We start from the raw sequence: 25,120 nt of genomic DNA on the forward strand, positions 1-25,120 counted from the left end.
GCGGCTGCCGGTCGGCAGCCGCGGCGATAACCCTATCCTATTGTTCTTCCGTGACTATAAAAGGCACTCTGCGTTAACCCCCTCACCAGGACCTCCCTTTATGCAGACCACTGACTCTCGCTTCCCTGAGAAAAAAATGTTAATTGCCGGATCGGTTGGCAACTTTATTGAATGGTATGAATTCGCGGTGTATGGCTTTCTGGCGACCGTTATCGCCGGAAACTTTTTCCATCTGGAAGGTGAGAGCGATCTGACCAGCCTGATCCTCACCTACGCCGCCTTTGCGCTGGCCTTCTTTTGTCGGCCGATTGGCGCGATGATTTTTGGTCGCATCGGCGACCGCATCGGCCGCAAGCCGACGCTGATAGCGGTGCTGCTGCTGATGACGCTGGCGACCTTTCTGATTGGACTGATGCCCACTTATGCCACCGTCGGCGTGGCGGCACCGCTGCTTCTGACCCTGCTGCGGATGCTGCAAGGGCTGTTCGCCGGCGGGGAATTTGGTGGTGCGGTGGCGCTGATGACCGAATTCGCCCCGGCGGGAAAACGCGGACGCTACGGCGCGTGGCAATCCTTCACCGTCGCGCTGGGGTTACTGGCGGGTGCCGGTCTGGTGGCATTGCTGTCGGCGCTGCTCACGCCTGAACAGCTGAAAGGCTGGGGATGGCGAATCCCCTTCCTGCTGGCGTTACCGATGGGGCTGGTGGCGCTGTGGCTGCGGTCACAGCTGGAAGAGCCGCCCACCTTTGCAAAAGCGCAGAAGCTTGAACCCGCACCGCTGTCTTCAGTTGTGAAAGCCATCGTACTGGGCATCGGCAGAATGATGGGCTGGTCGGCCGCGGGCTACACCTTCCTGGTGGTGATGCCCTCGTGGCTACAGACCGCGCTGCATGCCAGTTTTCAGCAGGCGTTGCTGGCAACGGTATTGGGCAACGTCGGTTTTGCGTTAACCATTTTACCGGCGGGAAGACTCAGCGATCGCTATGGAAGGCGCAGTATTATGCTGCTGGCGATGCTGGTAGTGGTGCTGTTTAGCTACCCTCTGCTGGCCCTGTTGCAGCAACCGGACGCCGCGCTCTGGCTGAAAGGATTAGCCGTTCTGATTGCTGGTGCGGTGGTGGGGATGATCGCCGGTCCCGGTCCGGCGATGCTGGCCGAGATGTTTCCTACCCGCATTCGCTATACCGGCCTGGGCCTGGCCTATTCACTTTCTAACGCCGTTTTCTCCGGCTGTGCCGGGCTGATTATCACCGGACTGATCAAACAAACCGGAAATATCTATATTCCAGCGTGGTATGTGATGATCACCGGGGCGATCAGTGCGCTGGCGCTGCTGACGCTAAACCGCGACGATCATCTGCACGACCTCAAGCCTTAGACTCACCTCAAGCCAGCGGCGCGCTCCGCTGGCCTCTCCTGCCGGCGATATAATTCCCTTATTTTCGCAAGTGAATAGATAAGCAAATTCAATGCTTGAAAGTATGTTACGGAAAGATAATAATTCTCATTGAGATTATCATATATCTTTACATTACCGTCACGACGCGTCTTTCACTGTAACAGCGTCGGCGGACCTTTCTTCGCATTTTGTAAGGGAATTGACAATGAGAATGGCTTTTTCTTTAAAGCGTTCTGCTTTGCTTTGCTCCATCGCTCTGGCTACACCTGCTTTCACCTTTGCGGCCGAGACGCTGGTCGTTACCGCGCAACCCGCAGAAACGGCGACCACGCCAACAGAGGGTTACACGGCTAAAACCAGCAAAGGCGCAACCAAAACCGATCGTCCGCTGATCACCACCGCCCAGTCCGTTTCCGTGGTTACCCGTCAGCAGATGGAAGACCAGGGCGCGATGGACGTTAACCAGGCGCTGAACTATACCGCCGGTGCCTTTACTAACTTCGCCGGTGCCGCAACCCGTTATGACACCGTTTCTCTGCGCGGCTTCCACGGTGGGGATGTTGATAACATCTTCCTCGATGGCCTGCGTCTGATGAGCGATCCGGGCAGCTATAACGTCCTGCAAGTCGATCCCTGGTTCCTGGACCGTATCGATGTGATCAAAGGCCCGTCTTCTGCCCTGTATGGTCAGACCGTGCCGGGTGGACTGGTGATGGAAACCTCTAAGCGTCCACAGTTCACGCCTGAAGGCCACTTCCGTGCCTCTACCGGCACCAATTCCACCAACAGCGCCGCCTTTGATTACACCAATGCGATCAACGATCAGTGGGCGTTTCGTCTGACCGGTATCACCCGCAACAGCGACACCCAGTACGATCACACCCGTGAAGAAAAATACGCCATCTCCCCTTCCGTGCTGTGGCAGCCGGATGAAGATACCTCGCTGTTGCTGCGTGCCTATCTGCAGAAAGACCCGTCAGGCGGCTATCACGGTGCCGTGCCGGGCGATGGCAGCATTACCGAACATAACGGCCGCAAGCTGAGCAACGGTTTCTACGACGGCGACAGCTCGCTGGATCAGTTCAAGCGTAACGAGCAGATTTACAGCTACGAATTCGCTCACCGCTTTAATGACACCTGGGCGTTCCGTTCTAACGCCAGCTATTCCCACTCCAACGTCGACCTCGATCAGGTTTATCAGATTGGCTGGGACGCCGATAACCCGAATCTGCTGAACCGCTACTACTCCGGTTCACGCTCCTCGCTGGATGCGTACGCCATTGATAACCAGCTGGAAGCCGATTTCGCCACTGGCGAAGTGGATCACAAAGTGGTGCTCGGCGGGGAATATCACCAGTACAAGAACGATCTGAGCGATGCCAGCGGCTATGCAAATCAGCTGAACGCGCTAACCGGCCAGGCCGTCGGCGATCGTCTGAGCTATGACTTTACCGATTCGCAGCGTCGTTATTACCAGACCGGCGTCTATCTGCAGGATGAAATGACCTGGCAGAAATGGCACCTCGACCTCTCTGGCCGTTATGACCGCATCGTGTCGGAAACGGATGATTACTCCACCAGCACCAAAAACCGTCGTCAGGACGATCATGTCAGTGGCCGTGCCGCCCTGTTGTATGCGTTCGACAATGGCATTTCGCCGTACGCCAGCTACAGCCAGGCCATTACGCCGCAGTCACTGTCCGGTGAAGATGGCAATCTGCTGAAGCCAACCACCTCCGAGCAGTATGAAGCCGGGGTGAAATACCAGCCGAACGGCACGTCCGATCTCTACTCGGTTGCGGTGTACGATCTGACGCAGAAAGACGTGGGTAACCGCGTTGTGGTCGGTTCCTATTATGAGCCTGCCGGTAAGGTGCATTCACAAGGGTTTGAACTGGAAGCACATAACCAGATCACGCCTCGTCTGAGCACCATTGCTAACTACACCATGAACCACGTGCGCTTTAAGGATTCTGTGGATGGCAACGACGGCCACACGCCGTACGTTACGCCAAACTCCATGGCCTCGGCCTGGGCAAAATACCAGCTGGATTGGGGTATCAGCGTCGGTGCCGGTGTGCGTTACATCGGCAAGCAGTGGGCGGATAACGAAAACACCACCCGTCTGCCCTCCACCACGCTGTTTGATGCTTCTGTGCGTGCCGATCTTGGCGCCTGGAACAGCAGCCTGAAAGGCGCGTTTGTGCAGGTTAATGCCAATAACGTGACTGACCGTGATTATGTCTCGGCCTGTTACGGTACCGGTTACTGCTACTGGGGCGCAGAGCGCACCGTGGTGGCGACCGTCGGCTACGATTTCTAATCCGCCATCCATAAAAAAAGGGAGACGATATCGTCTCCCTTTCCTTTACTGCCCATCGCTGGTCAGCTTTTCACTTTACGGTAAATCCACAGCACCACAATCGCGCCGATCACCGCGACAACAAAGCTGCCGAAGTTAAACCCGTCTACCCTGCCGAAGCCGAACAGCGTACTGATCCAGCCGCCGACCACAGCACCGATGATGCCGAGAACCACGGTGATGATAAATCCGCCGCCGTCTTTACCTGGCATAATCCACTTAGCGATAATCCCTGCGATCAGACCAAAGATGATCCAAGATAAAATTCCCATTTACAGCTCCTTGTTACTTACTGATTAGACGGGAATAGTATAGGACAGGATTCTAACTCTGTGATTTAAATCTAAACTTTTTGTCAGTTTTTTTTGTTTCAGCCCTAAAGCGTCACGCTGAGATGCCGATACTTCGACGTATCACCGCTCAAAGCGTGTTTTCTGGCAGTCAACCGGAGTGGAATGTGAAAGAAAACGATAATGAACAGTACCTGAAACGCGGCCCGTTGGCGGTGTTGGCGGTATTGAAGAATCTGATGAAAAATCAGACGCCAATCCTGGTCTCTCACGCGCGTGGCCAGTTTATTACCAAATTGCTGGATGCCGACAAGGATCGGATGGTGCTCGATCTGGGCAGTAACGATCATGAAAACCAGCTGGCGATGGACGCCGAAGACCTGCATCTGACGGCGGAAACGCACGGGGCGAAGGTCGAATTCGCTCTCGGCACGCTGACTGACGATAAGTTTGATGGCCTGCCCGCCTTCGGTGCCGACCTGCCAGATATTCTGTGGATGATCCAACGGCGGGAATTTTTCCGCGTGAATGCCCCGCTTGACCCGATATTTTATTGCTACGTGCAGTGGCCCGACGGCAGCGGCGAAGGCCGGATGCGTCTGCAGGATTTGTCACTCGGCGGCATTGGCGTGCTGGGCGATTCGCCGATCCCGGAAGGGCTGCACGGTGGCGAGCAGTTTAAGAAGCTGCGCGTTGAGCTGGGGGAATATGGCCGTTTTGAAGTGGATGCGCATCTGATTAATGTTGGTAAGCGCAGCATTGTTGGCAATAAAAATGAAACCGTGGTCACCCCACGTCTGAGCTTCCGCTTCAGTTCATTAAATGCGGGCGAAGAACGTTCGCTTCAGCAGGTGATTTTCTCTCTTGAGCGCCTGGCGCGCGATAAAGCCACTCGCTTCCAGTAAATTGCCGACCTGAAGAACAGCCGGCGCGCTGAGCATTCAGCACGCCGGACGGTTTAGATGGTGCGATAAGCGGTGGTCACTTTCCACAGATAACGCGGTGCCTGAGCGGCAGGATGCTTATTCTGCACGTGCTGGTAAAACTCTTCCGGCGACATTGAATTGATCATTGCAATCGCCTGATCCCGATCGCGTGAGAAGGTTCTCAGCAACGCACCTGCACCGTTGGCATACGACACGATGGTGGCGTAACGCAGCGTTTTCGGATCGCGGATGCCAGCCAGTGACTGATCCTGCAGGATCTTCAGATAGGCCGTACCAATATCAATGTTCCTCACCGGATCGCGCAGCTCTTTACTGCTTGGCTGCCCTCTTCTTCCCTGAACCCGGTAAACTTCACGGCCTGCTGTTGAGGCTTTAATCTGCATCAATCCAATGGCATTCGACTTACTGACTACCGTTGGATTGCCGCCCGACTCGACTGAAATAATGGCATCTACCAGCTTTGGATCGACCCCGTAGTTATTTGCTGCGCTCTCCGTGAACATCGACCAGGCCTGAGCCACCTTTTCTGGCGGCGCCTGGGTTAACGGCGTTTGCTGCTGAGTTATTGTTTGTTTATGCGGTTCACTGGCACATCCCGCCAGCAGTAACACGCCCAGTATCGCAACCGTTTTCACTTTTCTCACGCTGTTTTCATCCTCTGAGCCTTAGCCTCGCGCCTTACAATAGCGTGCGCCGGACAAAAGAAAATTACCGAAACTCTGAATTTGACGTGCTTGCGGGTGACTTCACCTGCGCTTTTCGTCATCATCAGTGGTATTGGACCGTCAGTGGCGTAAAAAAATTCCTTTCGAAGTGGATAAAAATCACACAGATTGTGATTGAAGGCGACTTTTTTTTTCGCACTGCCTGCAAAATGCCGTTGAAATACGGCCGATCTTTCGCCGCACCGAGGATTAAAGTGAACATTATGTCCGTTACTCCGCGCACTTTTCATCTGATTGCTCCTTCTGGCTATTGCCATAATCAGCCGGCCGCGCAGCTGGCGGTAAAACGGCTGCAGGATCAAGGGCATCACGTGGTGAATACCGAGGTGATTGCCCGCCGTGACCAGCGCTTTGCGGGGGATGATGCCGAACGTTTGCAGGATATAAACGGTCTCGCGCAGATGGAGGATCTGCCGGATATCCTGCTGGCGGTGCGTGGCGGTTATGGCGCGACCCGGCTGCTGCCGCAGATTGATTTTGCCGCCGTCGCTGCCCGCCTGAAGGACCAGCCGGTGGCGCTGTGTGGCCACAGCGACTTCACCGCTATCCAGCTTCCGCTGCTGAAACAGGGTGCCATTTCCTTCAGTGGCCCGATGCTGACCGGCAATTTTGGCGCTGAGGTTTTATCTGATTTCACCGTTGACCACTTTTGGCGCGCGCTGACTTCGCCTAAATTAACCCTTAGCTGGGAAACGCAGCCGCAGGATATCGACGTACAGGGCACCGTCTGGGGCGGTAATCTGGCGATGATTGCCTCGATGATGGGCACACCCTGGCTGCCGGAGATTGAAGACGGCATTCTGGTGATTGAGGATGTGAATGAGCACCCTTTCCGCGTGGAGAGAATGCTTCTTCAGTTGGCACAGAGCGGCATCCTGGCACGACAGAAGGCAATTGTGACCGGCAGCTTTACCGGCGCGACACTCACCGATTATGACAATGGCTATGACTTCGACAGCGTCTGGACGCTGATTCGTCAGGTAACGGGCGTACCGCTGGTTACCGGTCTTGAATTTGGCCATCACTGGAATACCGTGACGCTTCCGTTAGGCGCGCAGGGACATTTACAGGTCAAGGGTTCAAGCAGCACGCTGACGCTATCAGGGCACCCTACGCTTCGTTAACCATCCGGAGCGCCCATGAAGCAGTTGTACGAGGATCTCTGGGTTTCAACCCCGGAGTTTCCGGCCAGTGAGCATGAGCCGGAACTGATGATGCATGGATTTTTGCTGCAGCATACGCGGGGAAACTTACTGATTTCCCGCGTGGAGAATCTGAACGACCATCAGGCGATTGAAGATTTGGGCGGGATTATCCGCCATTATCTGACCCACTCCCATGAAGCCGGGCCGGGTGCCCGTTTACTGCAAACGCGCTTTAACGCGGCGTTGTATTGTCATAACAAGGCGCTGGGCGCGATCAGCCCGTATGTCGAAGCTGACGACACTTTCAATCAGGCTGAGCTGCACTGTGGCAGCTTTCACGTGGTTCCCACGCCGGGCCATACGCCGGGCAGCACCAGCTATCTGTATGCCTCACCCTTTGGCAAAACCTATCTGTTTGTTGGCGACACCATCACCATGTCACACGATCGCTGGGTGACGGTGTTGGTGCCGGAAAGCAACGAAGCGGATTTGAAAAAGTCGATTGAGTTCTATCGGGCGCTGAGGCCCGACGTGGTGTTGATGGGCACCACCGCCGGACATCTGTCCTGGCAGGAAGTGACGATGCGCGAATGGCTGGCATTGCTGGATGAGGCGGAGAGTTCGCCGCTGGATCTGCGCCAGCGGCTGCCTGACTAGCCGGCGATCAGGAGGCGACGTTGCCGGACGAATCGGTACGTTGCAGATCGACCGCGCTGTTTTCACGCTCGCTACTGCGGCTACAGGGCACCAGTTTTTGTACGCCGCTGTAGGAGAAGAAAGTGTCATCGTCCGAGGTGTTCACCACCATCTGATCGCCATTGCGGAACAGCACGATCGACACCTTTACCCCGTTATCCGTTTTGGAACGCTGATTACCCGCCGCAATCTGGAAATTATCGCCCGGCCACATAAGGGTGGTCAGGCCATATTGCGCCTGGGTGACGGTCATCGTGGGGCGGCCTGGGCAGGTAATCTGAAATTCGGTATTGAGTGGCGGCGTGTCGTTGTTAGCCTGTGCAGCAAAGGTGGCACAGACGAGCAAACATCCAGTGGCGATAGTGCGGAACATGGGCAGCGGTCTCCGGGCGATTCTCTCTGATTTCATTGACTATATGTCAGAAAGCCTACCACAGGACGCTACCCACGTTTGCCTTAAGTGTTACTAAATCCCCGGCAGAGATTAATTATTCAGCGAGTTCATCTCTTTGATTTGATCCTGATTCACCGCCTGCTGCTTACCATTTTCATCGGTATACATCACCATGCCGGTGGCTTTATCGACTTCAGGTTTCCCCTGGACCACCACGGTGCTGCCATCCTTCATCTGCAGAACATGGTCGCTGGAACAGCCTGCCAGCAGCAATCCGCCAGCGAGTAAGGTCAGTGCACAAGCTAATTTTTTCATTTTAGGTTTCCTTCATTGGATTCAACACTGTGCAGTGTAGCCTGGTGATTTTCGTTAATTTGATGAATGTTGCGGAGAATTCCGTTTGCTTCACAGATTGGCGGCGCGAGGCCATTTTTCAGTTTATTCCTGGAGGGCAAATTTTCATTGAAGGTTGCGGACATTAACTGTATTTTTATCCAGCATTTATAACCAGGATAACCCCATGTTTGTAGAACTGACTTACGATAAGCGCAACGTTGCCGGATTGCCCAATGCGCAGGAACTGATTCTGAACGAGCTGGAGAAGCGTATTCAACGCGTTTTCCCGGCTGCCGAAGTGAAGGTAAAACCGATGCAGGCTAATGGCGTGAAAACCGATGCCAGTAAGAGTGACAAGTCGGTGATGCTGCGGATCATTGAAGAGATGTTCGATGAAGCCGATCAGTGGCTGGTGTCAGAAGAATTTTAAACGACGGTGGGCATTTTTCACACTGTGCGCGTCCATCGCTAAAGTTTTCACCCGCTGAGCCGAAGATGTTCCCAGGGCATAACGATTGGGAATGCGATGATGGCAGTACTTTATATTCCGTCACTGGTCAGTTTACTGGTGAACGCTGAAAAGCAAAAAGGCAGTGGGTTGACGCAGCAGGAAGTGGAACAAATTCGTGATAATGCCACCTGCATTTCCGTGCCGGACAACCTTGTCCGGGGGATGGATCCGTCACGAGGATACCGTGATATCGATCCTGCAAGATGCTGGGAGGCGTGGCGTGACTCTCGCTCTCCGGGTCTGGCACAGACGGCATAATACGCAGTCGCCGGACTATTTCGCCCGTTGAGCAATTTCCGCATACAACAATTCGTAAACTTTCGCGGCATGGGCCGCACTGTCGCGCAGCATTTGAATGGCATCTTCCAGCGTCTGCGGTTCGATATTGCCAACAATACGCCAGCCCAAAGCGATGTTTTTCGCTTCTTCCAGTCGGTTGGGGTTATCTTCGATTGAAGCAGCTTCTGACACAGAATTCTCCTGATTTGCGTTTTGGCCCTATTTTACGGATCAACACTCCGCCATCTCAACCCCCGATTTCTGCCGGAGTGTAAAAACGTCCGTTTTTTACGCTTTTTTGACCAAAAAGGCGTTTTATACGCCCAAATCAGAAAAAATCACGGCAAAAAACAGATTAATCCTGGTGATGAATCAGCACTATTTCACCCTTTGCCACTGACTACCAGCCCTTTCGCTGTAAAAGTTCGCTTAAAATCCTCAGACGAAAAAAAACCGCCCTTAGCAGGCGGTTTTCGTTAGCAAGCTACTATTCAGCTGAAGTAAGGGAATTTACGATCTATCCCGTTAACGTTAAGGGTGATATACCCCACCGGGGCCGCGCTGACCGGGGATGCCGCCTCCGTTGTCGCTAAGGTCACGACCCCATTTTCATTGGCGCCGATGCCCGCCAGGCCGTTGTGGAAACTTAAGCGCGCGTTGGGCGTGACGGTGCCGACGGTGGTCAGATCGGTAACCTCCGACAGATCCGGTGTAAATAAGGAACACTCCCCGGCTTCAAACCGCGTTGGCCCGGTCGATCGCACGTTAAACATGGTGTCGCCACTGCCCGCTTTCAGCTTCACCCAAACCTCGACGATATTCTGATAGCTGCGCGCATACTTGACGTCAACCACCGCCGTGGTGCCGCGATGGAACATATCGGCCCACACCGAGCTGACGCAGCGCTGCAGATTCAGGTAGGTGACGCCCGAGGAGATGGTTTGCAGCGGGCTGGCCGCGGTGCCGGAAGGATTGGCCGTCGACTGTTTGCTGACCATCTCCAGCGTCCACTGCTGATTGGCTTTCGGGAAGACAAATTTGCCGATGCGATACCATTTATCGGTGTCCGAGGTGTTACTGAGCTTATAGCCGCTGTACCAGCCGGCTTTCATCGATCCGGTCATGGTGGTGCCAAAGTTTTCATCACGACGCCAGCCGCTCTCATAGCCTGACAGCCAGCGATCGGAGGTATTGTCCAGATTGACCGTCGCACCGGCCTGCAGGCTGAGCTGACGCAGCAGCACCCGGCTGTTATTCAACAGCAGCGGATTGGCGCAATCCTCCAGGCTCAGGGCATCGATAATCCACTGGCCGTTGCTTAAATCACCGGGGAAGCGGGTATGTTCAACCCAGACGTTGCGGATCAGCCCCTGGGTTAATCGCGGCATCTTCAGCGTGGCATCGCCATAACCGTACTGGAAGTTGGCATTCGACAGCTCAATGGCGGTCGAGTGATCCCAGACGCCGTTTGGCGAGTTAGACCAGCTGACGTCAAAGACCCGGGCATAGGTATTTTGCGAATAGATTTGATCGAATCGCGTGTCGAGGGTATCCAGCAGTTTCACCGCCGTGCCGCCGTTATACTGCACGCGGAAGCAGCGGATATTAACGAACTCCCCTTCAATGGTGGTGTTCTCAAAGAACGGCTGCACGTTGGACAGCATGTCCGCGGTGATCGCCCCGGTATTGCTGGCCGTATCCGCCGTGGCCTGGCCGTTCCAGCTGATGCCGCGAATGATGGTCCGGCGGGCATTCACCTTGAACACCGTGTTGATCGATTTGTCAGAGATAATCACCGTTCTGGGCGTGACGCCATACGGCGCGTCGTCACCGTACAAAGCGAAACACGGGATTTCGCTGGCGCTGAGGTCGACAGGCGAGATTAAAAACTTGCCTGCCGGGAAACGCACGCCAATATCTTTTGCATTAACATCATAGCCTTGCGACCAGCTAAACATCCGCTTAAAGGCGTCGGTATCGTCGGTGACGCCGTCACCTTTCGCGCCAAAATGGTACAAATTCACCTGTTCGGTGTCATTAATGATGCGCTTCCAGTAGAAGGTGCTGCCCTTCGCCATCGAGCCGCCGTCATCGCTCAGCGTGGTGGTGCCGAGGAAGCCGACAAAGTCGCCGCCGCCATGAAAACTGGAATCCTTGTCGTAGTAGCGTTTGAGTGCCGCAATATCACCGGCTTTCGTTGGCGCAGTGGTTCGCAAATCAGCAAAGCAGTTTACTTCGATCATAAAGACCTCCGGATGGATGGTTACGTACAGTGAGATGCCCGTGACGGGCAGGATGGAGATTGAGATGGAGATTGAGATGGAGATGGGACGTTACGTTGCAGGGTATTAGAATGATTTCGGCCAGGCCGCCTGGAGATAAAAGGGATTCAGTGCCGGTAACGCTATTTTGTTACCAGCTTCTTGGCCAGCGCGACGATTTCGGCGTACTCATCGATGTTGTGCCCGACCGAGCTCAGCAACTCGCCGACTTTTTCCAGCACCACGTCATTGGTGATTACCGTGACCTGGCGAGTTTGGGTATTGCTGCTTAACGGGCCGTTGCTCTCTTCGGGGATCGTGGTGGTATCAGTCATGATAATGTCCTCATTTTGCTTCGGGGTGCGGAGGCCGGACAGCAAACGCCATCCCGCCCCCAGTAGTTGCAGACGATTCATGTGTGTTCTCCGCAATCGAGTTTCTCTCGTTCAGTCGCTAACGGCCGCTGGCGGACAAACTGCGCCATCACCGCCATCGCCACCATAAATGCCCCAATCATGCCGAGGTAGTTGGGGGGAATAACGCTTTTGGCATCGGGCGGTAACAGCTGCCAGGCGCGCATCGCGGAATCAGGAAAGGATTGCACCCAGGCGCTGATCACCGATCCGGCTGAAGCCAGCCACACCGACCAGGTTTTGAACAGCAGCCTGGCATGATGCACAAACTCAACCGAGCTGTACTTGCGGATCGTTAACAGCAGCAGAATGGTCATCAGGATGGCGCAGAGATAGAGGGCGAATTTCATAGCAACCCCCGATAGCAGTCGTAGGTGCCGCTGCGCATCACCGCAGCATGACGTTTCGCCCGGGCCGGCGTCTGCCTGGCCCAGAGGCTGTTCAGCATGCCGTCCGCCGCAGAGGAAAAGTCGCCGCGTGACATCGCTTTCAGGCTCTCTTTGAATCCCGACAGCCCTTCCACCCCCATTTGATAGGCCATGCTGTAAAGGATGTCGGCCCGCGCCTCATTGCACTGGCGAAGCGCATCGGCAAGCAGTGGGCGCTGCTTTAGCTCAAAAATTTTGCTCTCGACCAACATCTGCATCCACAGCTCACCGACCGGCGCCGGCACTTTGAAGATATAGCTGGTCAGGGCCGCGCCTTTTGGACCGATTTTGATCCCTGCGGCCACGGTGGGATAGCCCAGGGTGTCTATAAAGGGAACGTCGCGATACCCTTCTTCATACTTTAGGATGGAAACTATCTGACTCATGGTAAATACTCCTCTTGACGCAAAAAATGAGTATCAGACAGCAAGGCTGGCTGAAAAATGCGTAGGAATCATTTTTCACCTGTGGAAAAATGTTCGACAGGCAGGTTAAATGCGAGGTTTACAGGCACCTGTATCGGCGCGGCCAGATTGTGTAAAGAGCGTAACGGCTTCAGATGTTGCGTGGAGACGTTATTTAATGCGTTATACGCATATTAGTAGGCAGTATTTTATTGCGCAAGGCGATTTGTGTAAAACGCATAAAAAAGGTGTGAACGCTTAATGAAACCCGGAGAAAGAATCAGACAGCTTCGCAAAGCGAAGAAGATGACGCTAAACGCGTTAGCAATGCAGGTAGGAAGTGATGTCGGGAACCTGTCCAGACTGGAACGCGGGGTGCAGGGATACAGCGATGCGTTGCTACAAAAATTGGCGGATGCACTCGCAGTGCCGATTTCTGCGCTATTCTCATCAGAAGAGCTGAAGAATACTGGTGATTTATACAGTATATCTTCGTTAACCGAAATGGGGAGAGATGATGTGTATCGTGTTGACGTCCTTGATGTTTCTGCCAGTGCGGGTGAAGGTTCACCGGCCAGAGAAGTGGTTCAGGTCATTAGATCTATTGAATATGTGCGGAAGGAAGCCAGCGTTATTTTTGGCAATAAACCTGAGGCCATTGTTAAATTGATAAACGTCCGGGGCGACAGCATGGAAGGAACCATTGAACCTGGCGATCTGATTTTTGTCGACGTCAGCGTCCCCTTCTTCGATGGTGATGGGATTTACGTTTTTGATTTCAATGGCGATATGTTCGTAAAACGCCTGCAAAAAGTGAAGTCAGAACTGTATGTCATTTCCGATAACCCCCGCTATAAAGAGTGGACGATTTCCGCTGAGGAGATGGCGATGCTGCATGTGGCCGGCCGGGTAATGCTCAGCCAGTCGCAACAGTTCCGCCGCCATGGCTAAGTCTCTGTGCAACCCGCTTCCGGCGGGTTTTGTTTCCTTCCCCGCTATTTAATGCGTTTGACGCATATAAAAACCCCTTCTAAGGTTAGTTTACCGATACTCTCCTTAACGAGGTGCACTGATGAACTCACGACAACGCCGGGCCCTACGCTATCGCGAGGCCTGCAAAAAACTGGATCGCCAGCTCACTCAAGCCCTGACCGGCAGTAACCGCCGGATTGATAAAGCCCTGGCGTTGCCGCCAGGGGTGAAAGAGTGACGGTTAACCTATTTCTGTGGTCGCAGCACGGCAAAAATCAGCGCCACATTGCCTTTCGCCCGAAAGACGGCTGCGGCAAAAATCAGGTTAACCATCACCGACGCCCAGCTGGCATGGGCGTAAGCATCAAAGAAATAGCGGAAAGGAATCGAGGCGTAGGACAGCACAATTAAGTAAGCCAGCCACGATGCCCACCATTGGTGGTGGGCGCCCGGTTTGCGAAACATCATGAGCCGCAGCGCAATGGCGGTGGCGGTGACGACGTTGGTGAGTACCAGAGGATCATTTGTTACCATGGAAACCTCCTTTAAGGCGTGCCAGCCAGCTGACCGGATCATGCTCACTGAATAAGGTTAAGGTTTTGATTGCCACGGCGGAAAGTAATATGGCTCCCAGCCCATCCAGCGGACGGTCGGTATAGCCCGATAACTGTTCCAGCTTGGCACCTGCCAGCCCTGAGCCAAACACCCCCACAATCCACGAGACAAGGAAATAGGCTGCACGCACAATCAGTCTGAGATCGACGGCGCTGGCAACATAGTAAACAGCCCCCGCAAAGGCACCGAATAACACCCCATAATTGATGCCGGCCATCGGACCGGACAACAATGAACCTGCTGAAGATGCCGCGCCTGCGCTAACGGCGAGTAAGTTCCCGACCATAATGCCCCCTTTTGCTACAGCGTCTTCTCAAGGATTTGAGCAACAAAAAACCCCGGCCGGGGCCAGGGTTCCAAAAATTCGTTTGTCTGCGCTGTTGCTGCTGATAGTAATACCTTAGATCGCTTAATGCGTACGCGTGAGCACTTTAATTCATTATTTTTTGGCGCTGATTATGCCGTTGTTTTCCCTCAACTCCGGCGAATTCACCGCACGCGATGCGACAACTTCAAGGCTATGAACTAGCCTTTAACAGCCCGACCTGCCACAGGTAATGTTATTCCCAATCAATCAGTTAATTGTATGAGGAGTGAAATAATGTCATCAGGTAGCTATCTAAAACTCAAAGATGGGACAAGCCTTTACTATAAAGACTGGGGCAAAGGCCAGCCGATAGTGTTCAGCCACGGCTGGCCTTTGTCCGGGGATGCGTTTGAAGATCAGATGTTTTTCCTGGCCTCGCACGGTTATCGGGTGATCGCCCATGACCGTCGGGGACACGGCTGCTCTTCCCAACCCTGGGACGGCAACAATATGGACCAATACGCTGACGATTTGGCTGAACTGACCGCCGCGCTGGATTTACAGGATGCGGTGCATATCGGCCACTCTACCGGCGGCGGCGAAGTGGCCCGCTATATTGGCCGTCACGGCATCTCACGCGTGGCAAAAGCGGCACTGATTGGTGCGGTGCCGCCGATTATGGTTAAGACCGATTTTAACCCGGACGGTTTACCCAAAACGGTGTTCGACGGGATCCGCGAGGGCTTGCTGAAGGATCGATCCTCACTGTTTAAGGACTTCCCCACTGCCTTTTATGGTTTTAACCGCGACTCTGCGCAGTCCTCACAGGGATTGCGCGACAGCTTCTGGCTGCAGGGAATGCAGGGATCGCTTAAATCGTTATATGACTGTGTGGCGGCCTTCTCCGAAACGGATCAACGGGAAGACCTGAAGAAGATGACCATCCCAACGCTGGTGCTATACGGCGACGACGATCAGATTGTGCCGCCGAAGTCGTCCAGTGAAGCGGCCATCAAGCTTTTGCCAAACCCAACGGTAAAAGTCTATCCGGGTGCGCCGCACGGATTGTGCAGTACCCATAAAGATCAGGTGAATGAGGATTTGCTCAACTTTATTAAAAGCTGATCGCGCCTGCGGGGCGGGATGCCCCCTTTTTGCTGTGCAGATCGCGGCGATAGACTTCACCCCCTGCCTTCTGCTAGTTTTTAAACCATGCACCCTGATTCCTCTACCACCCAGATGATGATTATTACACCCGTAATTCCGGTGGGATAACGTTCGTCTTTCAGTCGACACCCGCCAGATAAGGCGGGCGCCTTGTCTGGTTACTTACAGCGAGGTTAAAAATGTCTACCGGTTCCCTTCCAAACGCTTCCTCCCCCACCCTGCATTTGCTGTGCGGGAAAATTGCTTCCGGCAAATCGACTCTGGCCCATCAGCTGGCTGAGGCGCCCGCTACGCTACTCATTTCTGAAGATCGTTGGCTGGCGGCGTTGTACCGCGATGAAATGAACAGCGTGGCAGATTATGTCCGCTGTTCGGCGAAGCTGCGTACCGCAATGACCCCCCATCTGATCGCGCTGCTGGAATCGGGCCTTTCCGTGGTGCTGGATTTCCCGGCCAACACGCTGTCGCTACGCAAATGGATGCGGGAAATTGCCGAATCCGCCTCTGTACTACCGCAACTGCATTACCTCGATGTCGCTGACAGCCGCTGTAAGGCCCGTCTGCAGGCCAGAAACGCCGGCGGAAACCATGACTTTGCCGCAACCGACGCGCAGTTCGAGCTGATTAGCCGCTACTTTGAAGCGCCGCAGGCTGAAGAAGGGTTTGAGGTGATAGTGCATTCGTCTGAAGATGAAGGAGAAGAGTAATGGCCGTCAGACTCGCTGCTGTTGAAGAGGTTGAACAGTTGTGGAATATACGTAATCAAGCACTGCGCGCCGGATGTAAGGGTGTCTATTCTGCCGAAGCATTACGGGCTTGGACACCAGAACAGATGCCAGAAGGATATCGTCAGGCGGTGCTCAACAACCCCTTCTTTGTCATTGATGATCCTACGAAGAGCTTCCCCGTGGCGACCGGCTTTCTGGACCTGGCAGAAAACAGCATCGAAGCCATCTTCACCCTGCCGGCGTATTGGGGAAAAGGTTATGCAGCGGAGATCGTCACCGCCTTAAAGCAGGAGGCAATAAAGCGTGGCATCAGGAAATTGACGCTCTCTTCCACACCAAACGCCCTGAGCTTCTATCAAAAACAGGGATTCACATTAGTTAAAGAAACCGTCTATCACTCGGCCAGCGCGGGCGCTCTGCCCTGCATTGATATGGTGATCAACATATGATGCCTTTAGGGAAATATCGTCAGTTTGACCTTAATGAACCCTTTGTGGCGACGCTGGGAGGATTTACCCCGCTCCTTTCTGTGGACGAAAAAAAAGGAGCCCTAAGGCTCCTCTTATCGCAGCAAACACACTTACATGTGTTTGATCATTGCGTCACCAAACTCTGAAGATTTCAGCAGCTTAGCGCCATCCATCAGACGCTCAAAGTCATAGGTCACGGTTTTGGCAGCGATTGCGCCTTCCATGCCTTTAACGATCAGGTCTGCGGCTTCGAACCATTCCATGTGACGCAGCATCATTTCTGCGGACAGGATCACTGAACCTGGGTTCACTTTATCCTGACCAGCGTACTTAGGTGCGGTGCCGTGGGTCGCTTCGAACAGTGCACACTCGTCACCGATGTTTGCACCAGGCGCAATACCGATACCGCCAACCTGCGCCGCCAGGGCGTCGGAGATGTAGTCACCGTTCAGGTTCATACAGGCAATAACGTCATACTCAGCCGGACGCAGCAGGATCTGCTGCAGGAACGCATCGGCGATCACGTCTTTTACAACGATCTCTTTACCAGTGTTCGGGTTCTTGATCTTCATCCACGGGCCGCCGTCGATCAGCTCACCGCCAAACTCTTCCTTCACCAGCTGATAGCCCCAATCCTTGAAGGCACCTTCGGTGAACTTCATGATGTTGCCTTTGTGAACCAGCGTCAGCGAGTCACGATCGTTGGTGATTGCGTATTCGATGGCAGCGCGAACAAGGCGTTTGGTGCCTTCTTCTGAACACGGCTTAACGCCGATACCGCACTGCTCTGGGAAGCGAATTTTCTTCACGCCCATTTCATCACGCAGGAACTTGATCACTTTATCCGCTTCTGCAGAACCGGCTTTCCACTCGATACCCGCATAGATATCTTCGGAGTTCTCACGGAAGATGACCATATCGGTCTCTTCTGGACGCTTAACCGGACTTGGTGTGCCGGTGTAATAACGCACCGGACGCAGGCAGATGTAGAGATCAAGCTGCTGGCGCAGAGCCACGTTCAGGGAACGAATACCGCCGCCGACTGGGGTGGTCAGTGGGCCTTTGATCGCCACGCGGTACTCTTTGATCAGGTCCAGCGTCTCTTCTGGCAACCAAACGTCCGGGCCGTAGAGCTCTACCGATTTTTCACCGGTGTAAATTTCCATCCAGGAAATTTTACGCTCACCGTTATAAGCTTTCTGCACAGCGGCATCGACAACTTTGATCATCACTGGAGAAACGTCCACACCAATACCGTCACCTTCAATGAAAGGGATGATAGGGTTGTTAGGTACGTTCAGTTTTCCATTCGCCAGGGTGATTTTCTGACCTTCCGCCGGAACAACTACTTTGCTTTCCATTAACCTCTCCTTCGAGCGCTTTTTTTGTTAATGATTTGTAAGATGCGCGTCAATACTACTTGAATATTCACGTCGCGCCAATCATCTCCGGATTGCGGTATAATGCGCTCATGGTTTTAAAGTGCAAAGCATATGCGAAAATCTTCCGTTAAGAATCACCGCGTTAAACGATTCAGCCCGTCCTCTAGCGCCCGTCAGGTCGATAAAGGTCCACGCCGTGTCATTATTTTTAACAAACCTTTTGATGTGCTGCCCCAGTTCAGCGATGAAGCGGGACGAAGTACGTTGAAGGATTTCATCCCGGTGGCCGGTGTTTACGCCGCAGGACGCCTGGACCGCGACAGCGAAGGGCTGATGGTGCTGACCAACGACGGCGCGCTGCAGGCCACGCTGACTCAGCCCGGAAAACGCACCGGGAAAATTTATTATGTTCAGGTGGAAGGCATCCCCGATATCAGCCATATTCAGGCGCTGCGGGATGGCGTTAATCTGAAAGATGGCCCGACCCTGCCCGCCGGCGCAGAGTTAGTGGCCGAACCGGAGTGGTTATGGCCGCGTAATCCACCGATCCGCGAGCGAAAAGCCATTCCCACCAGTTGGTTAAAGATCACCTTATACGAAGGGCGTAATCGCCAGGTCAGAAGGATGACCGCGCAGATTGGCTTCCCTACCCTGCGCTTGATTCGTTTTGCGATGGGCACGCAGCTGCTGCAGGATTTACCGCCGGGCGAATGGCGAGACGTCACCGCCGAATTTCCTCTTTGAGCCACTTAAGCCATTACCAGCAAGGAGTCAGCCATGTTCAAACCCCACGTCACCGTGGCCACCGTTGTGCAAGCCGAAGGGCAATTTTTAGTGGTGGAAGAGATGGTAAGAGGACGCGCGACCTGGAATCAGCCTGCCGGTCATCTGGAAGCTAACGAAACCCTGCTGCAGGCCGCGGTGCGCGAGCTGTATGAAGAGACGGGGCTGGAAGGCGTTCCGCAGGCGTTTTTACGCCTGCATCAATGGATCGCGCCGGATAATACGCCGTTTTTACGCTTTCTGTTCTCGCTGGATTTACCGAACGTGCTGCCGACTTACCCGCAGGATCGCGATATCGATCGCTGCTGGTGGCTGCCACCGGACGAGATCCTCAACGCGAAAAAGCTCCGTTCTCCGCTGGTTGCGGAAAGTATCCGGATTTATCAGCAAGGGCCGCGCTATCCACTGGAGGTGCTAAGCGCGTTTCAGTGGCCATTTAGCGAGGATGCGCCCGCGGCAGACGCGTGGTAGAATATGCCGCAATTTTACAGGGCAGCCTTTAACTGCCACTAAAGTCGGGTATTTCTCATGTCTCTAAGCCAGAAAAAAGTGATCGTCGGTATGTCCGGCGGTGTTGACTCCTCGGTTTCCGCCTGGTTACTGCAACAGCAGGGCTATCAGGTTGAAGGCCTGTTTATGAAAAACTGGGAAGAGGACGACGGTGAGGAATACTGTACCGCCGCGGAAGATTTGGCCGATGCGCAGGCGGTCTGCGACAAATTAGGTATCTACCTGCATACGGTAAACTTTGCTGCCGAATACTGGGATAACGTCTTTGAGCACTTCCTGGAAGAGTACAAAGCCGGACGCACGCCTAACCCGGATATTCTTTGCAACAAAGAGATCAAATTCAAAGCCTTCCTCGAGTTTGCCGCCGAAGATTTGGGCGCCGACTTTATCGCCACCGGTCACTATGTTCGTCGCCAGGATGTCGATGGCAAAAGCCGTCTGCTGCGCGGCCTGGACGACAACAAAGACCAGAGCTACTTCCTCTACACCCTTGGCCACGAGCAGATCGCGCAGAGCCTGTTCCCGGTGGGCGAACTGGCTAAACCGGAAGTGCGCCGCCTTGCCGAAGAACTTGAGCTGATCACCGCGAAGAAAAAAGATTCGACCGGCATCTGCTTTATCGGCGAGCGCAAATTCCGTGACTTCCTGGGCCGCTACTTACCGGCTCAGCCAGGTCCGATTTTAAATGCCGAAGGAGAAGTGGTCGGTGAACATCAGGGCCTGATGTACCATACGTTGGGACAGCGTAAAGGTTTGGGTATTGGCGGCACCAAAGCCGGCAGCGAAGAACCCTGGTACGTGGTCGATAAAGATGTCGCCAATAACATCCTGGTGGTGGCACAGGGCCATGAACATCCGCGCCTGATGTCTGTTGGCCTGGTGGCACAACAGCTGCACTGGGTGGACCGCGAAATCCTCACGGCGCCGTTGCGTTGCACGGTCAAAACCCGTTACCGCCAGGCCGATATTCCTTGCACCGTGACGCCATTAGGCGAAGATCGGATTGAAGTCCGCTTCGACGAGCCTGTTGCCGCTGTCACACCGGGCCAGTCTGCGGTGTTTTACCTTGATGAAATCTGCCTGGGTGGTGGGATTATCGAAGCACGCATGCCGCTGCTTTAAGCGCACGCTGCCCCTGAGAATGATATCAGCATACTGGCGTAACCCCTGAACAAGGGGATTTACAGGAGTTACCGTGGCGAAGAATTATTACGATATTACGCTGGCCCTCGCGGGCATCTGCCAGTCTGCTCATCTGGTCCAGCAACTGGCGCATCAGGGCCATTGTCCGGCAGAGCCGCTGAAAACCTCGCTGCAAAGCGTGGTCGATCTTAACCCGGCATCCACGCTGGCGATTTATGGCAATGATGAAGCGAATCTGCGCTTCGGTCTTGAGTCGCTGCTGGCGGTGTTAAACAGCAGCAGCCGCCACGGTGCCGGTGCCGAACTGACCCGCTATACGCTGAGTATGATGGTGCTTGAGCGTAAGCTCAGCGCCAATAAAACCGCGCTGAACGACCTTTCTCAGCGCGTCAGCCAGTTAGATCGCCAGTTGGCGCACTATGATTTAGATTCCGACACGCTGCTGAGCGCCATGGCGGCCATTTATGTCGATGTGATTAGCCCGCTCGGTCCACGCATTCAGGTTACCGGCTCGCCCGCCGTGTTGCAGAATGCGCAGATCCAGAGCAAAGTCCGCGCCACCCTGCTTGCCGGCATCCGTTCTGCGGTACTCTGGCACCAGGTCGGCGGCGGTCGCCTGCAGTTAATGTTTTCACGTAATCGCCTCGCCGCTGAGGCGAAGCAAATGCTGTCCCGTATGCCCGAGTCTTCACTCTAATTTGTTAACCGATCCAGGAGTTGCACTGATGGAATTATCCTCTCTGACTGCCGTCTCACCCGTTGATGGCCGTTATGGCGACAAAATCACCCCGTTACGTGGCATTTTCAGCGAATTTGGCCTGCTGAAATTCCGCGTGGAAGTGGAAGTTCGCTGGTTACAGAAACTGGCCGCCTGCGCAGAGATCAAGGAAGTTCCTGCATTTGATGCCGACGCAAACGCTTTCCTCGATGCGATTGTCAGCAATTTTAGCGTGGAAGATGCAGCGCGCATCAAAACCATCGAACGCACCACCAACCATGATGTGAAAGCGGTTGAGTACTTCCTGAAAGAGAAGGTGGAGCCAAACGCCGCGCTGCATGCGGTTTCTGAGTTCATCCACTTCGCCTGTACCTCTGAAGACATCAACAACCTGTCTCACGCACTGATGCTGGAAACCGCACGCCGCGAAGTGATTGTGCCCTACTGGACCCAGATCATCACCGCCGTGAAAGACCTGGCCGTACAGTACCGCGATATTCCTCTGCTTTCCCGTACCCACGGTCAGCCGGCCACGCCGTCTACGCTGGGTAAAGAGATGGCGAACGTGGCCTACCGTTTCGAGCGTCAGCTTCGTCAGCTGGAACGCATTGAAATGCTGGGTAAAATCAACGGCGCTGTCGGTAACTACAACGCGCACATTGTCGCTTACCCGGAAGTGGACTGGCATGAACTGAGCGAAAGCTTTGTCACCGGCCTGGGCATCACCTGGAATCCGTACACCACGCAGATCGAGCCGCACGACTATATTGCCGAGCTGTTTGACTGCATGGCGCGCTTCAACACCATCCTGATCGACTTCGATCGTGATGTCTGGGGTTATATCGCCCTGAACCATTTCAAGCAGAAAACCATCGCTGGCGAAATCGGTTCTTCCACCATGCCGCATAAAGTTAACCCGATTGACTTCGAAAACTCAGAAGGCAACCTGGGTCTGGCCAATGCCATGATGCAGCACCTGGCAAGCAAACTGCCGGTTTCACGCTGGCAGCGCGACCTGACTGACTCCACCGTGCTGCGTAACCTCGGCGTGGGTGTCGGCTATGCGGTGATCGCTTATCAGTCGACGCTGAAAGGCATCTCTAAGCTGGAAGTGAATCGTGACCGTCTGCTGGACGAGCTGGATCACAACTGGGAAGTGCTGGCCGAGCCAATTCAGACCGTGATGCGCCGCTATGGCATTGAAAAGCCGTATGAAAAGCTGAAAGAGCTGACCCGTGGCAAGCGTGTGGATGCCGCCGGAATGAAAGCGTTTATTGACAGCCTGGCGCTGCCGGAAGAAGAGAAAACCCGCCTGAAACTGATGACCCCGGCTAACTACATTGGCCGTGCGATTCAGATGGTCGACGACCTGAAGTAATACTGCCTCGCGGGCCGGCGCTAGTCGGCCCGCGTTAACCTGCTGTTTATCTGCTTTCACCTATACTCTGCAAAGACTTATAACAAGGCTCTGGGGCCGTAACACTGTCAGACAGAAAGGATAAATTATGCGCGTACTGGTTGTGGAAGATAATCAACTGCTTCGTCACCATCTCGCCGTACAGTTGCGGGATATGGGCCATCAGGTTGATGCCGCTGAAGATGCGAAAGAAGCCGACTATTTCCTCAACGAACACACGCCTGATATCACTCTGGTTGACTTAGGCCTGCCCGATGAAGATGGCATGGCGCTGATCCGCCGCTGGCGCAGCGAAGATGTTAAGCAACCGATTCTGGTGCTGACCGCGCGTGAAGGCTGGCAGGCAAAGGTAGAAGCGCTGGAAGCCGGTGCCGATGATTACGTCACCAAACCTTTCCATATTGAAGAAGTGGTTGCCCGCATGCAGGCGCTGATGCGCCGTAACAGCGGTCTGGCCTCACAAATTATTTCGTTAGCGCCTTTCCAGGTCGACCTCTCACGCCGTGAGCTGACCATTAACGACACCCAAATTAAGCTGACCGCGTTTGAATACACCATCATCGAAACGCTGATCCGCAATGCAGGCAAAGTGGTCAGCAAAGATTCGCTGATGCTGCAGCTCTATCCGGATGCTGAACTGCGTGAAAGCCATACCATCGATGTCCTGATGGGCCGTCTGCGCAAGAAAATGCAGGCTGAACATCCGCTGGATGTGATCACCACCGTGCGCGGTCAGGGCTACAGGTTCGATTTGTAAACAGATGCCAGATTTCCGCCCAAAAACGCCCTTCTCGCTCCGCGCCCGCTTCCTGGTGGCTACTGCTGCCGTGGTGCTGATCCTGTCACTTTCCTACGGGATGGTGGCGGTGGTCGGCTACGTAATGAGCTTCGATAAGAACACCTACCGGGTGATGCGCGGTGAAAGTAACCTGTTCTTCACCCTTGCGCAGTGGCAGGACGGTAAATTAACCATCGCCCAGCCAGAGCGGGTTTCGTTGAATTTCCCGACGCTGGTGTATATCTATAACGAGAAAGGCAAGCTGCTGTGGCAACTGCGCGACGTGCCGGAAATCCGCAATAAGATTAAGCGCGAATGGCTGAAAAGTTCGGATTTCTACGAGATCGATACCGACAACAGCACCAGTCGGGAAGCGTTGGGAAATAATACCGAAGCGCAGAATAAACTGACCGCTTACGACGATGATAATAACGACACCTTCACCCACTCGGTGGCGGTTAACCGTTATGATGCGACGCCGAACCTGCCTGCGCTGACCATTGTGGTGGTCGATACCATTCCGCAGGAGTTGCAGCATTCAGACGTGGTCTGGTCATGGTTCAGTTATGTGCTGTTGGTGAACCTGCTGCTGGTGATCCCCCTGTTATGGCTGGCCGCGCACTGGAGTCTGCGCCCGATCGGCACGCTGGCGGCGCAGGTTCGCGAGCTGGAAGGTGGCACGCGCGACACGCTGGATCCCCGCCCGCCTCAGGAATTGAAAAGCCTGGTGCGCAACCTCAACCTGCTGTTGGATAACGAGCGTCAGCGTTACACCCGCTATCGCACCACGCTCAGTGATTTAACTCACAGTCTGAAAACCCCGTTGGCGGTGCTGCAAACCACCCTGCGCTCGCTGCGTGGCGGTCAGAATCTGTCGATTGAGCAGGCCGAGCCGATTATGCTTGAGCAGATCAGTCGTATTTCACAACAGATTGGTTATTACCTGCACCGCGCCAGTATGCAGGCCGATCACAACGTGCTGAAGCGCGAACTGCATTCGGTTCCGGCGCTGCTGGACAGCCTGTGCTCGGCGCTGAATAAGGTTTATCAGCGTAAAGGCGTAGTGCTTACCTTGGATATCTCCCCTGAACTGACCTTTGTTGGCGAACATAACGATTTGATGGAAGTGATGGGCAACGTGCTGGATAACGCCTGCAAATATTGCCTGGAATTTGTCGAAATCAGCGTGCGTCAGACCGACGAAGAGCTGCATCTTATCGTTGAGGATGACGGTCCAGGCATCCCTGAAAGCAAACGGGACATGATCTTTATCCGCGGACAGCGAGCCGACACCCTGCGTCCAGGCCAGGGTCTGGGTTTAGCGGTAGCGAGAGATATTCTTGAGCAGTATGCCGGTGACATTGTCGCCTCCACCAGCGAGTTGGGTGGCGCGCGGATGGAAGTGATATTCCGGCGTCAGGAAGTCTTACACACCGACGAATAGTGACGACCGCCGCTTCCCTGAGCAGTGCCGAGCAAATGGGTTACCCCGACCCCGCCCGGCACTGTTATAATCGATTAAATTCAGCGTTTCAGGAAC

31 protein-coding genes are annotated in these 25,120 nt (G+C 54.3%); 19 read left to right on the forward strand and 12 right to left on the reverse strand.

The genetic code is table 11. The features are described 5' to 3' along the window. Positions 1-100 precede the first annotated feature (100 nt). Together AC0IXH_RS08425 and AC0IXH_RS08430 are read left to right on the forward strand one after the other, a co-directional pair. Complete coding sequence (locus AC0IXH_RS08425; protein WP_053145462.1) at positions 101-1,378, forward strand: MFS transporter; 1,278 nt, start codon at positions 101-103, stop codon at positions 1,376-1,378. A 226-nt stretch (positions 1,379-1,604) separates the two neighbouring features. Then, positions 1,605-3,722, forward strand: coding sequence for a TonB-dependent siderophore receptor (locus tag AC0IXH_RS08430; protein ID WP_471720328.1), 2,118 nt, complete (start codon positions 1,605-1,607; stop codon positions 3,720-3,722). 62 nt (positions 3,723-3,784) lie between these two features. On the opposite strand, the gene AC0IXH_RS08435 is transcribed toward AC0IXH_RS08430, so the two are convergent. After that, positions 3,785-4,033, reverse strand: coding sequence for a GlsB/YeaQ/YmgE family stress response membrane protein (locus tag AC0IXH_RS08435; protein WP_013201740.1), 249 nt, complete (start codon positions 4,031-4,033; stop codon positions 3,785-3,787). Positions 4,034-4,218: 185 nt separating this feature from the next. On the opposite strand from AC0IXH_RS08435, the gene AC0IXH_RS08440 reads away from it, so the two are divergent. Continuing rightward, the gene (locus AC0IXH_RS08440) at positions 4,219-4,956 is read left to right on the forward strand and encodes a flagellar brake protein (RefSeq protein ID WP_053145464.1); all 738 of its coding nucleotides are present in this window, start codon (positions 4,219-4,221) and stop codon (positions 4,954-4,956) included. Between the two features lie 53 nt (positions 4,957-5,009). On the opposite strand, the gene emtA is transcribed toward AC0IXH_RS08440, so the two are convergent. Continuing rightward, on the reverse strand, positions 5,010-5,633 hold the full coding sequence (emtA, locus tag AC0IXH_RS08445; protein ID WP_371732187.1) for a membrane-bound lytic murein transglycosylase EmtA: 624 nt from the start codon (positions 5,631-5,633) through the stop codon (positions 5,010-5,012). 293 nt (positions 5,634-5,926) lie between these two features. Here emtA and ldcA point away from each other — a divergent pair, with 293 nt between their 5' ends. Then, positions 5,927-6,847 carry a muramoyltetrapeptide carboxypeptidase gene (gene ldcA / locus AC0IXH_RS08450; RefSeq protein WP_338569243.1) on the forward strand — a complete coding sequence of 307 codons (921 nt, stop codon included), beginning with the start codon at positions 5,927-5,929 and terminating at the stop codon, positions 6,845-6,847. A 15-nt stretch (positions 6,848-6,862) separates the two neighbouring features. After that, on the forward strand, positions 6,863-7,525 hold the full coding sequence (locus AC0IXH_RS08455) for an MBL fold metallo-hydrolase (RefSeq protein WP_013201735.1): 663 nt from the start codon (positions 6,863-6,865) through the stop codon (positions 7,523-7,525). Positions 7,526-7,532: 7 nt separating this feature from the next. Here AC0IXH_RS08455 and AC0IXH_RS08460 read toward each other — a convergent pair whose 3' ends face one another. Together AC0IXH_RS08460 and AC0IXH_RS08465 are read right to left on the reverse strand one after the other, a co-directional pair. Further along, entirely contained in the window at positions 7,533-7,937 is a 405-nt protein-coding gene (locus tag AC0IXH_RS08460; protein ID WP_041691970.1) for a hypothetical protein, read from the reverse strand. Positions 7,938-8,048: 111 nt separating this feature from the next. After that, entirely contained in the window at positions 8,049-8,273 is a 225-nt protein-coding gene (locus tag AC0IXH_RS08465; RefSeq protein ID WP_013201733.1) for a YgdI/YgdR family lipoprotein, read from the reverse strand. 205 nt (positions 8,274-8,478) lie between these two features. On the opposite strand from AC0IXH_RS08465, the gene AC0IXH_RS08470 reads away from it, so the two are divergent. Further along, a complete protein-coding gene (locus AC0IXH_RS08470) occupies positions 8,479-8,724 on the forward strand; it encodes a DinI-like family protein (protein ID WP_013201731.1) in 246 nt (81 codons plus the stop codon). Between the two features lie 96 nt (positions 8,725-8,820). Further along, entirely contained in the window at positions 8,821-9,063 is a 243-nt protein-coding gene (locus tag AC0IXH_RS08475; RefSeq protein ID WP_231853687.1) for a hypothetical protein, read from the forward strand. A 15-nt stretch (positions 9,064-9,078) separates the two neighbouring features. On the opposite strand, the gene AC0IXH_RS08480 is transcribed toward AC0IXH_RS08475, so the two are convergent. The 5 genes from AC0IXH_RS08480 to AC0IXH_RS08500 all read right to left on the reverse strand — a co-directional run bounded on the left by AC0IXH_RS08480 (position 9,079) and on the right by AC0IXH_RS08500 (position 12,572). Further along, on the reverse strand, positions 9,079-9,276 hold the full coding sequence (locus tag AC0IXH_RS08480; protein ID WP_013201729.1) for a hypothetical protein: 198 nt from the start codon (positions 9,274-9,276) through the stop codon (positions 9,079-9,081). 299 nt (positions 9,277-9,575) lie between these two features. Next, positions 9,576-11,327 carry a glycosyl hydrolase family 28-related protein gene (locus AC0IXH_RS08485; RefSeq protein WP_206403141.1) on the reverse strand — a complete coding sequence of 584 codons (1,752 nt, stop codon included), beginning with the start codon at positions 11,325-11,327 and terminating at the stop codon, positions 9,576-9,578. Positions 11,328-11,488: 161 nt separating this feature from the next. Further along, positions 11,489-11,761, reverse strand: a complete 273-nt coding sequence (locus AC0IXH_RS08490) for a hypothetical protein (RefSeq protein WP_041691969.1) — start codon at positions 11,759-11,761, stop codon at positions 11,489-11,491. Next, on the reverse strand, positions 11,758-12,108 hold the full coding sequence (locus tag AC0IXH_RS08495; protein ID WP_013201726.1) for a DUF7940 domain-containing protein: 351 nt from the start codon (positions 12,106-12,108) through the stop codon (positions 11,758-11,760). The genes AC0IXH_RS08490 and AC0IXH_RS08495 overlap by 4 nt, the downstream gene beginning before the upstream one ends. Next, complete coding sequence (locus AC0IXH_RS08500) at positions 12,105-12,572, reverse strand: lysozyme family protein (RefSeq protein ID WP_013201725.1); 468 nt, start codon at positions 12,570-12,572, stop codon at positions 12,105-12,107. The genes AC0IXH_RS08495 and AC0IXH_RS08500 overlap by 4 nt, the downstream gene beginning before the upstream one ends. A 279-nt stretch (positions 12,573-12,851) precedes the next feature. Here AC0IXH_RS08500 and AC0IXH_RS08505 point away from each other — a divergent pair, with 279 nt between their 5' ends. Further along, positions 12,852-13,541 carry an XRE family transcriptional regulator gene (locus tag AC0IXH_RS08505; protein WP_471720329.1) on the forward strand — a complete coding sequence of 230 codons (690 nt, stop codon included), beginning with the start codon at positions 12,852-12,854 and terminating at the stop codon, positions 13,539-13,541. Positions 13,542-13,662: 121 nt separating this feature from the next. Then, complete coding sequence (locus tag AC0IXH_RS08510) at positions 13,663-13,800, forward strand: hypothetical protein (protein ID WP_206403132.1); 138 nt, start codon at positions 13,663-13,665, stop codon at positions 13,798-13,800. A gap of 8 nt (positions 13,801-13,808) precedes the next feature. Here AC0IXH_RS08510 and AC0IXH_RS08515 read toward each other — a convergent pair whose 3' ends face one another. Beyond that, complete coding sequence (locus AC0IXH_RS08515; RefSeq protein WP_013201723.1) at positions 13,809-14,096, reverse strand: phage holin family protein; 288 nt, start codon at positions 14,094-14,096, stop codon at positions 13,809-13,811. Beyond that, positions 14,083-14,463 carry a putative holin gene (locus tag AC0IXH_RS08520; protein ID WP_013201722.1) on the reverse strand — a complete coding sequence of 127 codons (381 nt, stop codon included), beginning with the start codon at positions 14,461-14,463 and terminating at the stop codon, positions 14,083-14,085. Before AC0IXH_RS08520 ends, AC0IXH_RS08515 begins: the two co-directional genes overlap by 14 nt. Positions 14,464-14,778: 315 nt before the next feature. On the opposite strand from AC0IXH_RS08520, the gene AC0IXH_RS08525 reads away from it, so the two are divergent. The 3 genes from AC0IXH_RS08525 (at position 14,779) to AC0IXH_RS08535 (ending at position 16,828) form a co-directional block, all read left to right on the forward strand. Continuing rightward, complete coding sequence (locus AC0IXH_RS08525) at positions 14,779-15,609, forward strand: alpha/beta fold hydrolase (protein ID WP_471720330.1); 831 nt, start codon at positions 14,779-14,781, stop codon at positions 15,607-15,609. Between the two features lie 221 nt (positions 15,610-15,830). Then, entirely contained in the window at positions 15,831-16,358 is a 528-nt protein-coding gene (locus AC0IXH_RS08530) for a P-loop nucleotide/nucleoside kinase family protein (RefSeq protein WP_471720331.1), read from the forward strand. Further along, complete coding sequence (locus AC0IXH_RS08535) at positions 16,358-16,828, forward strand: GNAT family N-acetyltransferase (protein ID WP_346594857.1); 471 nt, start codon at positions 16,358-16,360, stop codon at positions 16,826-16,828. Before AC0IXH_RS08530 ends, AC0IXH_RS08535 begins: the two co-directional genes overlap by 1 nt. Before the next feature lie 131 nt (positions 16,829-16,959). Here the strand turns inward: AC0IXH_RS08535 and icd are convergent, their stop codons facing one another. Further along, complete coding sequence (icd, locus tag AC0IXH_RS08540) at positions 16,960-18,210, reverse strand: NADP-dependent isocitrate dehydrogenase (protein WP_013201718.1); 1,251 nt, start codon at positions 18,208-18,210, stop codon at positions 16,960-16,962. A gap of 132 nt (positions 18,211-18,342) precedes the next feature. Here icd and rluE point away from each other — a divergent pair, with 132 nt between their 5' ends. The 7 genes from rluE to phoQ all read left to right on the forward strand — a co-directional run bounded on the left by rluE (position 18,343) and on the right by phoQ (position 25,024). Further along, positions 18,343-18,975 carry a 23S rRNA pseudouridine(2457) synthase RluE gene (gene rluE / locus AC0IXH_RS08545; protein ID WP_134823903.1) on the forward strand — a complete coding sequence of 211 codons (633 nt, stop codon included), beginning with the start codon at positions 18,343-18,345 and terminating at the stop codon, positions 18,973-18,975. Positions 18,976-19,008: 33 nt separating this feature from the next. Beyond that, entirely contained in the window at positions 19,009-19,485 is a 477-nt protein-coding gene (locus tag AC0IXH_RS08550; protein WP_346598382.1) for an NUDIX hydrolase, read from the forward strand. A gap of 57 nt (positions 19,486-19,542) precedes the next feature. Continuing rightward, positions 19,543-20,646: a tRNA 2-thiouridine(34) synthase MnmA gene (gene mnmA / locus AC0IXH_RS08555; protein ID WP_134823902.1), complete on the forward strand. Its 1,104-nt coding sequence runs from the start codon at positions 19,543-19,545 to the stop codon at positions 20,644-20,646. Between the two features lie 73 nt (positions 20,647-20,719). Further along, positions 20,720-21,364, forward strand: coding sequence for a high frequency lysogenization protein HflD (gene hflD / locus AC0IXH_RS08560; RefSeq protein ID WP_013201714.1), 645 nt, complete (start codon positions 20,720-20,722; stop codon positions 21,362-21,364). A gap of 28 nt (positions 21,365-21,392) precedes the next feature. Next, on the forward strand, positions 21,393-22,763 hold the full coding sequence (gene purB / locus AC0IXH_RS08565) for an adenylosuccinate lyase (RefSeq protein WP_013201713.1): 1,371 nt from the start codon (positions 21,393-21,395) through the stop codon (positions 22,761-22,763). Positions 22,764-22,890: 127 nt separating this feature from the next. Next, entirely contained in the window at positions 22,891-23,559 is a 669-nt protein-coding gene (gene phoP, locus AC0IXH_RS08570) for a two-component system response regulator PhoP (RefSeq protein WP_013201712.1), read from the forward strand. 4 nt (positions 23,560-23,563) lie between these two features. Further along, on the forward strand, positions 23,564-25,024 hold the full coding sequence (gene phoQ, locus AC0IXH_RS08575; protein ID WP_013201711.1) for a two-component system sensor histidine kinase PhoQ: 1,461 nt from the start codon (positions 23,564-23,566) through the stop codon (positions 25,022-25,024). Positions 25,025-25,120: the final 96 nt, after the last annotated feature.

The sequence above is a fragment of the Erwinia sp. AC075 genome (assembly GCF_979253995.1).

Coding starts and splice junctions, on each gene's coding strand:
- AC0IXH_RS08425 (WP_053145462.1), top strand. CDS start 101: ATGCAGACCACTGACTCTCGCTTCCCTGAGAAAAAAATGTTAATTGCC.
- AC0IXH_RS08430 (WP_471720328.1), top strand. CDS start 1,605: ATGAGAATGGCTTTTTCTTTAAAGCGTTCTGCTTTGCTTTGCTCCATC.
- AC0IXH_RS08435 (WP_013201740.1), bottom strand. CDS start 4,033: ATGGGAATTTTATCTTGGATCATCTTTGGTCTGATCGCAGGGATTATC.
- ldcA (WP_338569243.1), top strand. CDS start 5,927: ATGTCCGTTACTCCGCGCACTTTTCATCTGATTGCTCCTTCTGGCTAT.
- AC0IXH_RS08455 (WP_013201735.1), top strand. CDS start 6,863: ATGAAGCAGTTGTACGAGGATCTCTGGGTTTCAACCCCGGAGTTTCCG.
- AC0IXH_RS08460 (WP_041691970.1), bottom strand. CDS start 7,937: ATGTTCCGCACTATCGCCACTGGATGTTTGCTCGTCTGTGCCACCTTT.
- AC0IXH_RS08465 (WP_013201733.1), bottom strand. CDS start 8,273: ATGAAAAAATTAGCTTGTGCACTGACCTTACTCGCTGGCGGATTGCTG.
- AC0IXH_RS08470 (WP_013201731.1), top strand. CDS start 8,479: ATGTTTGTAGAACTGACTTACGATAAGCGCAACGTTGCCGGATTGCCC.
- AC0IXH_RS08475 (WP_231853687.1), top strand. CDS start 8,821: ATGATGGCAGTACTTTATATTCCGTCACTGGTCAGTTTACTGGTGAAC.
- AC0IXH_RS08485 (WP_206403141.1), bottom strand. CDS start 11,327: ATGATCGAAGTAAACTGCTTTGCTGATTTGCGAACCACTGCGCCAACG.
- AC0IXH_RS08490 (WP_041691969.1), bottom strand. CDS start 11,761: ATGAATCGTCTGCAACTACTGGGGGCGGGATGGCGTTTGCTGTCCGGC.
- AC0IXH_RS08495 (WP_013201726.1), bottom strand. CDS start 12,108: ATGAAATTCGCCCTCTATCTCTGCGCCATCCTGATGACCATTCTGCTG.
- AC0IXH_RS08500 (WP_013201725.1), bottom strand. CDS start 12,572: ATGAGTCAGATAGTTTCCATCCTAAAGTATGAAGAAGGGTATCGCGAC.
- AC0IXH_RS08505 (WP_471720329.1), top strand. CDS start 12,852: ATGAAACCCGGAGAAAGAATCAGACAGCTTCGCAAAGCGAAGAAGATG.
- AC0IXH_RS08510 (WP_206403132.1), top strand. CDS start 13,663: ATGAACTCACGACAACGCCGGGCCCTACGCTATCGCGAGGCCTGCAAA.
- AC0IXH_RS08515 (WP_013201723.1), bottom strand. CDS start 14,096: ATGGTAACAAATGATCCTCTGGTACTCACCAACGTCGTCACCGCCACC.
- AC0IXH_RS08520 (WP_013201722.1), bottom strand. CDS start 14,463: ATGGTCGGGAACTTACTCGCCGTTAGCGCAGGCGCGGCATCTTCAGCA.
- AC0IXH_RS08525 (WP_471720330.1), top strand. CDS start 14,779: ATGTCATCAGGTAGCTATCTAAAACTCAAAGATGGGACAAGCCTTTAC.
- AC0IXH_RS08530 (WP_471720331.1), top strand. CDS start 15,831: ATGTCTACCGGTTCCCTTCCAAACGCTTCCTCCCCCACCCTGCATTTG.
- AC0IXH_RS08535 (WP_346594857.1), top strand. CDS start 16,358: ATGGCCGTCAGACTCGCTGCTGTTGAAGAGGTTGAACAGTTGTGGAAT.
- icd (WP_013201718.1), bottom strand. CDS start 18,210: ATGGAAAGCAAAGTAGTTGTTCCGGCGGAAGGTCAGAAAATCACCCTG.
- rluE (WP_134823903.1), top strand. CDS start 18,343: ATGCGAAAATCTTCCGTTAAGAATCACCGCGTTAAACGATTCAGCCCG.
- AC0IXH_RS08550 (WP_346598382.1), top strand. CDS start 19,009: ATGTTCAAACCCCACGTCACCGTGGCCACCGTTGTGCAAGCCGAAGGG.
- mnmA (WP_134823902.1), top strand. CDS start 19,543: ATGTCTCTAAGCCAGAAAAAAGTGATCGTCGGTATGTCCGGCGGTGTT.
- purB (WP_013201713.1), top strand. CDS start 21,393: ATGGAATTATCCTCTCTGACTGCCGTCTCACCCGTTGATGGCCGTTAT.
- phoP (WP_013201712.1), top strand. CDS start 22,891: ATGCGCGTACTGGTTGTGGAAGATAATCAACTGCTTCGTCACCATCTC.
- phoQ (WP_013201711.1), top strand. CDS start 23,564: ATGCCAGATTTCCGCCCAAAAACGCCCTTCTCGCTCCGCGCCCGCTTC.